The sequence below is a fragment of the Leeuwenhoekiella blandensis MED217 genome (assembly GCF_000152985.1).
Taxonomy (GTDB): Bacteria; Bacteroidota; Bacteroidia; order Flavobacteriales; family Flavobacteriaceae; genus Leeuwenhoekiella; species Leeuwenhoekiella blandensis.
Genome location: NZ_CH672395.1, coordinates 1,891,145 through 1,897,629, shown reverse-complemented (window position 1 = coordinate 1,897,629; position 6,485 = coordinate 1,891,145). Strand labels below are relative to the sequence as shown.

The window sequence follows — 6,485 nt, the reverse complement described above, 5'->3', positions numbered from 1 at the left end:
TTTATGGTTACTATCGGTGGTGGCTTTAAACTTACGCTTCCTCTTAGCGTATAAATAGTTTGCCTTCATTATACGGGCTACCCGAGGCTTTGATACCTTAAAGCCCAAAGCTTTCAATTCAGCCTTTATTCTAGGAGCTCCATAGCTTTGGTGACTATCTTCAAATATATCTTTGATTAATGAAGAGAGCTTCTGATTTTCTTTCCAAAGGGTGCTAGGACCAGATTTCAACCAGTGGTAATAACCGCTTTTACTCACGGCTAACATAGTGCACATCTTCTCAACAGGAAATTTCATACGATGCTGTTTTATGAACCTGTATTTTTCTTGTCGCTCGCGGAGAAGATGCCAATCGCCTTTTTTAAGATATCACGTTCTAATTCGGCTTCTTTGAGCTGTTTCTTTAAACGGGCTATCTCTTTTTGTTGATCGGTCATTTTAGGGTTACCACGGCCGGGAAAACTATTTTTACCATAATTCTTTTGCTCTTTACGCCACCGGTAAAGAACAGCAGGTAAGATATCCAGGTCCTCACAAACCTGTGCTACACTGCCTTTGGCGTAACTTAATTCTACTGCTTTTTGCTTAAACTCTAAAGTGTAATGTTTGGCTTTACGTCTCATGATTGCTAAGTTAACAACTTGCAATAATATTCATTCAACTCTATGTCCAGTCTAATGTAGTAATTCCAGACACTTTAAGACAGTTAGTTGTATTTTTATTATTGAGATATTTCAACTCTTACTTTAGTTCTACAAATGATTGTGAGCCAAATGATCATATTTTTCCACTACGTTATGTAATTGTAATTGATGAAGCTCATATATACTTAAAAAATAAAAATGCTCGAAAGGCACTTGAGGAACTTTTGAGATTATTAAGATCAAAAGGCGTTATTATCGTTATGCTTTCACAAGGAGTTGAAGATTACAAAACAAAAGACTTTGATTTTGCTTCACAAGTAAAACTTCCTATTTGTTTAAATGTTCAAAATAAGGACTATAAAGCCATTAGTAACTTTGTTGGAACACCAAGCAGTAAATATAAATTGGAAACTGAAATCAAAAAACTTGAATCAGGAAAAGGACTTATAAATATAAACGAACCGAAAATGATTGAACTCAGACAATGGTGGAAAACAAAAGAAGATGAAAACATCTAAGTACCCTAACCTACCGCTAGTTTGTAAATGGCAATATAGGTTTAAAAGATAAAGTAGATCCAAAGATTATCTTCAAGAATGTGCACAGTAGTATTCTTCTAAATACTTGATGGATTAAGCCGACACTTTACAATAAATGAATAACTTTAAGAAAATCAATAGCTTACCACAAAGTATACATGAGATGCTGTCATCGTTTAGCCTGCATCTCAAACTTAAATCGGGAGTATTGATCAAAACGCTTTGGTATGAATTACAGACGTATAAAACGCGGGTATCAACTTTTAGCAGCTATCGGGATCACGCTTTCCGTACTGGCATTCCTCTTTATTGATAATATCTTAGCGCATATTTCGGCTCGTGTTCTGGTGTTCCTTGCAGGAAGTCTGTGTATCCCCTTTTTTGTTTTAAAGGCTATCTATGAACAAAAGTATCCGGTTTCTAAACTACGAAAGCGTTTAGGTTGGGCAATCGCCTTCTTGGGGTTTATCTTGAGTATGTTCATAGACAGGCTGATTTAATTTATTGGCGCCGCCAATGAGTTTAATATTCCGAGGTCTTCCTATGTCCACAGAAAGGCCTGCCTTGAGGTATTTTATTTATTTGAAAATAAAGCTTCTAGGTATTAAAATATAATGTATCTTACTTCAACTAATTATTTAGTTTCCTTAAGTAACCTACACTACCCTTTATTTTGCGCTACCTATGAAGAACTACTTTCCAATCTCGCTAAAAAGTCCACTATTACTCCTTGTATGCGCCGCATTACTTATGGCCTGTCATCATGAGGAAAAGGAAAAACCTGTGGTCTGGGCAGACCTCAACCTTATTCTGGATACAGACGAAGCGATCGATAGTGTTATGGTGCGCGATATCGCACAGTCGCGCGAACTGCATAAAGTGGCTTTTCAAGATACCATACGCATCAGCTTTAACGACAGCATCAATGATCTGTATCATATTTGGTTTTTAAAAGAAGGTAAGATCGTGTCTAGCAAACTTCCGGAAAGTCAGGTATGGCTTAACGGCAAACAAGTGATCATCAAGGGGCAGATAGATCAAAAGCTTAAGATCGATACGGTTATAGGCTCAGACCTATTCTACAAGGCGCGTGAGCACAATACAGCCTATATTTCTTTGATCAAAGAGAAGGTTGCGCCACAGGAGATAGATTCCTTTCTTTTAAAAGAAATCGATTCGTTTATAGACAGTCCGTTCTCTTTAGCTATTATGGATAACTATTTCTTTAGAAATCAAGAGGACCGGGACGCCCTGCAAAAACTACTTAATTTGGCATCAAAGCAAAAGGAACAGATCAAAAATCATAGCTTTTTGGGAAGCTATGAACGTATAGAAAAACGCTTGGGTATAACACGTCTGGATATTGACTCCTACTCATTTTACGATCTTGAGAACAAGGTGGTGACCACAGCTTTTGACAAAGACAAAAAATACCTGCTCGACCTGTGGTTTGTGAACTGCCCGCCTTGCGTAAAGGAACACAAGCTTATGGCATAGAAGCAAGAACAGCTGGAGCAGAACAATATTGAAGTAATAGGCATCTCTAGAGATGATGATCATAAGATCTGGAAAGAATATCTTACCAAAAACAACTACACCTGGGAGAATCTGCGGGTAATAGATACCTCAAAAACACTCATTAGGGATTATGATGTGGTCAGTTTCCCTACCTATATTTTGGTAGAAGATGGTGGGCGTATCGTTAAGACCTTTAGCTCCTTTGCTGAAAATCAGGAGTACCTTGGTTTAGAGTAAACGAGCTCAGTACAACGCCTTAAAGGCATTTATTAGCACATTAGGTTTTTGTTTGCGACACGCCAGATAACGTATAATCTCGATGAGCAAGGCCTACAGGTATGGCTTCTGCTTTCCAAATTAAAGACCCTAAGTAGCAGCTTGCTACCTTCCGATATCCCTTCACAAAGGCTAATCCACTTAGTACCAAAAAGATATCGCATAAAACAGCTACGTATATAAATTTATTAACTACCTTAGCATCAACCCTATAGCCAAACATACGTAGCTTGGCGCGCGTATACTACCTCTTACCCCCTAGCGCCATTTCAGCATCCTTTACTTGCTGTACCACCTCCTAAACCATAATGCCCGGGCTTTAAGATGTATTTCTTAATCCCTGAAGCCTGATCGTTCTTTTCTAGTATTAACCAAAACACCTTACCTATGAAACAATTGTACGCTCTTTTACTTTGTGGCAGTTTAAGCCTGTGCGTATTTGACCTACACGCGCAAACCATCGCTGTCAAAGCGGGACACGTGATCAAACCGGCTACCGGCGAAGTGCTGGACCAACAGATCCTCTTGATCAAAGACGGACTTATCGCGGGCATTCAGGAAGCTTCTGAACCTTTTACCGCAGATACCCTCATCGACCTTTCAGACTCGTGGCTCTCGCCCGGTTTGATGGACTGCCACGTGCACCTCACCTCCAATATGAGCTACCGGCATTTTGACTACCTGCAACGTTATGCTCAAGAATCAAACGCCTTCAGGGCATTACGCGGGGTACAGAATGCCAAACTGCTCCTGCACGGTGGCTTTACCGCGGTAAAAGAGATCGGGAACGACGGCGATTACGCCACTGCCGATCTTATCAAAGCCATTCGTATGGGTTGGGTCGAAGGTCCGCACATACAATACGCCGGCAAGATCATTGCACCCTTTGGCGGACAGACAAGTAATGTTGCTCCGTTAAGCGGTGCGCATTGGCAGCGGGAATATCTGGATGCCGATACGCAAGACGAAATTCGTAAAGCCATACGCAAGAATATCTACTATGGTGCCAATACGATCAAACTCGTCACTGGCGATCAACGCTATTTTTATTCTGAAGAAGATATTGCTGCTGCTGTACAAGAAGCCCAAATGGCAGGAATTAAAGTAGCCGTACACGCGGGAGGTGGAGCGCCTGCAAAAAATGCCATTCTGGGAGGTGCTGCTTCTATAGAGCATGGGTTTTTCTTAGATAAAGACCTGCTGCAACTGATGAAGGAAAAGGGCACCGTCTTGGTAGGTACCGATTTCTATACGACCAATTTACATGCGTATGGAGCAGATAGCCTGCAAATGAATACTCTGTACAACTCCATACGAGACCGTCTCAAAATGGCTTACGAATTGGGCGTTGAGATGGCCTTTGGTACCGATGTTATTATCGACATCGAAGGTAAAAACAGACTGGAGAGCAATCTTGAAATCCTTAAAACCTGGAAGGAAGCCGGTATACCTCCCATGCACATCTTAAAATGTATGACCACCAATGCTGCAGCACTTCTGGGCGTTACCGAGCAATACGGAGCCATTAAAGAAAACCTGATGGCCGATCTGGTGGCTTATAAAGACAGTCCGTTAGAGGATATCGAAAACATCAAAAGCGTGCACTTTGTAATGAAAGGCGGAACCATCGTGCGAAACGATTAAGGCTGGCAGTATGTAAACGCCTTCTGAAGCACTAAAAAACACGGTTCAGCATAACCACTGTACAATTGGGGATCTTTTATTCCCCGAAGCAGGGCTCACGTGCTAGCTTCGTCACTTCTAAAACAGGAAAGGATGAAGAAAATAGTAAAGCGTATACTCGTATTTTTTGGAGTTAATGTGTGTTTGTATCTGATCGCGGTAGTGGTATTGATCAACTGGCCTATTCCGCAAAAAGTGAATGTCGAGAACTATGATTATACTTCTATAGATACCGTAGCGGTAAAGACCTACGCGCATCACGAAGAATGGATTAGCATGCGTGATGGTGCTGCTTTGTTCAGCCGACGCTACGCTGCAAATTCTAAAACGGTGCTGCTTTTACTGCACGGCAGTGGTTCTGAAAGCAGGTATTTGCAAAGCTTAGCCGGTAGGCTCGCACAAGAAGATCTGGCGACGGTACTTACACCCGACCTTAGAGGTCACGGCCGTAATCTGCAACAACAGCCTGATATTGATCATATAGGCCAACTCGAAGAAGATCTGGAAGACCTCATCACCTATGCGCAGCACGAACTGCAAGCTGAGAAAATTGTGCTGGCAGGGCACTCTTCGGGTGGTGGCCTGGTCTTGCGGTATCTTGCTAGCGCAAAACACCCTCCAGTGGATCAAGCCATCTTACTCGCTCCCTATCTGGGGCACGATGCGCCTACGGTAAAACAGAACAGCGGTGGCTGGGTAAGCGTAGGCGTAAAACGTTGGGTGGGTCTGGCAATGCTTAATGGTATTGGGGTAACGGCATACAACGATAAACCGGTGCTCTTGTTCAATCGGCCAAAAGTTTATGAAGATCCGTTACAAGCAGCTTCCTACTCCTACCGTATGGCGGTGAACTTTGCACCTACGCATTACAAACATGATATCATCAAACTAAAAACACCAACCCTGGTCCTCGTAGGCAATGCCGATGAAAGCTTCTACCCGGAGCGTTTTCAGGAAGTCTTTCAACCCGCCGCTGCATGTACTAGGGTGCAACGCATCCCTAACGTCAATCATTTAAATATTGTCAAAAATGAGGAAGTGCTGACGCAGATTAGGGAGCTTTTATTGGAAGAATAGTCCTAAAGCGCTCAGACTTTTGACACAAAGGCGTTTATAAAGCGTATTTAGTATATAAATCGAAACCATATGTTGGTGCGCGATGCTATGGCGCTTCAATTTCACGTTGGTGAGCGATTACATCGCGTTCCGCTCTAAAGACCACTATAATCTAATGAAACACTAAAACTAAAGTCTATGAAATATCCTATTGCACTATGCTTCTATATGCTCACACTACTTTCCGGCTTTGCTCAGGAAGAATCCCTACCTCAACTCCACACCATCGACGGAGTCATCAACGAACTGCTCGACCAGATCACTATTGAACAAGGCGAACAGATGGACACCGCTGCGGTACGCAAATTATTTCACCCTGCAGCGATCTTTACCGTAGCAGACTCCACGCAAGCGGAAACCGTTTCTCTAAATGACTTTCTGAGCTATTTGAAAGATCCGTATTACGAAGAAGGCTATCTTGAACAGGAAATTGCAAAAACCGTAGACACCTATAACGGAATCGCACAGGTATTCCAGACCTTTTACGGAAAAGACTCTGAAGGCACTGAAGAAAAAGGCATCAACAGCTACCAACTAACCTACTACAACAACCGCTGGTGGATCGTTAGTTTATTATGGACGATCGAAACAGAGCAGGCTAAAATACCTAAGCAGTATGGCGGAGAATAGGCAGTCCTCAATTGTTAGTGCGCGATTGCATCGCGTACCTCTTTTAAACCTTGCTCAATCAAGGCTACTGCGCGATTGC

General features: G+C 42.3%; 7 protein-coding genes and 1 pseudogene. 7 read left to right on the top strand and 1 reads right to left on the bottom strand.

Going from position 1 to position 6,485, the window contains the following annotated elements; translation table 11 throughout:
* A pseudogene (locus tag MED217_RS19205) lies at positions 1-647 on the bottom strand (IS3-like element ISLbl1 family transposase); the annotation flags it as partial.
* A 77-nt stretch (positions 648-724) separates the two neighbouring features.
* Here MED217_RS19205 and MED217_RS19000 point away from each other — a divergent pair.
* The 7 genes from MED217_RS19000 to MED217_RS08135 all read left to right on the top strand — a co-directional run bounded on the left by MED217_RS19000 (position 725) and on the right by MED217_RS08135 (position 6,406).
* The gene (locus MED217_RS19000; RefSeq protein WP_230199251.1) at positions 725-1,162 is read left to right on the top strand and encodes an ATP-binding protein; all 438 of its coding nucleotides are present in this window, start codon (positions 725-727) and stop codon (positions 1,160-1,162) included.
* A 248-nt stretch (positions 1,163-1,410) separates the two neighbouring features.
* Entirely contained in the window at positions 1,411-1,683 is a 273-nt protein-coding gene (locus tag MED217_RS08155) for a hypothetical protein (protein ID WP_009780028.1), read from the top strand.
* Between the two features lie 184 nt (positions 1,684-1,867).
* Entirely contained in the window at positions 1,868-2,680 is an 813-nt protein-coding gene (locus MED217_RS08150) for a TlpA family protein disulfide reductase (protein ID WP_154648922.1), read from the top strand.
* Positions 2,681-2,692: 12 nt separating this feature from the next.
* The gene (locus tag MED217_RS19365) at positions 2,693-2,938 is read left to right on the top strand and encodes a TlpA family protein disulfide reductase (RefSeq protein ID WP_083777996.1); all 246 of its coding nucleotides are present in this window, start codon (positions 2,693-2,695) and stop codon (positions 2,936-2,938) included.
* A 426-nt stretch (positions 2,939-3,364) separates the two neighbouring features.
* The gene (locus MED217_RS08145; protein ID WP_009780026.1) at positions 3,365-4,621 is read left to right on the top strand and encodes an amidohydrolase family protein; all 1,257 of its coding nucleotides are present in this window, start codon (positions 3,365-3,367) and stop codon (positions 4,619-4,621) included.
* A 132-nt stretch (positions 4,622-4,753) separates the two neighbouring features.
* Entirely contained in the window at positions 4,754-5,737 is a 984-nt protein-coding gene (locus MED217_RS08140) for an alpha/beta hydrolase (RefSeq protein ID WP_009780025.1), read from the top strand.
* Between the two features lie 177 nt (positions 5,738-5,914).
* On the top strand, positions 5,915-6,406 hold the full coding sequence (locus MED217_RS08135; RefSeq protein WP_009780024.1) for a hypothetical protein: 492 nt from the start codon (positions 5,915-5,917) through the stop codon (positions 6,404-6,406).
* Positions 6,407-6,485: the final 79 nt, after the last annotated feature.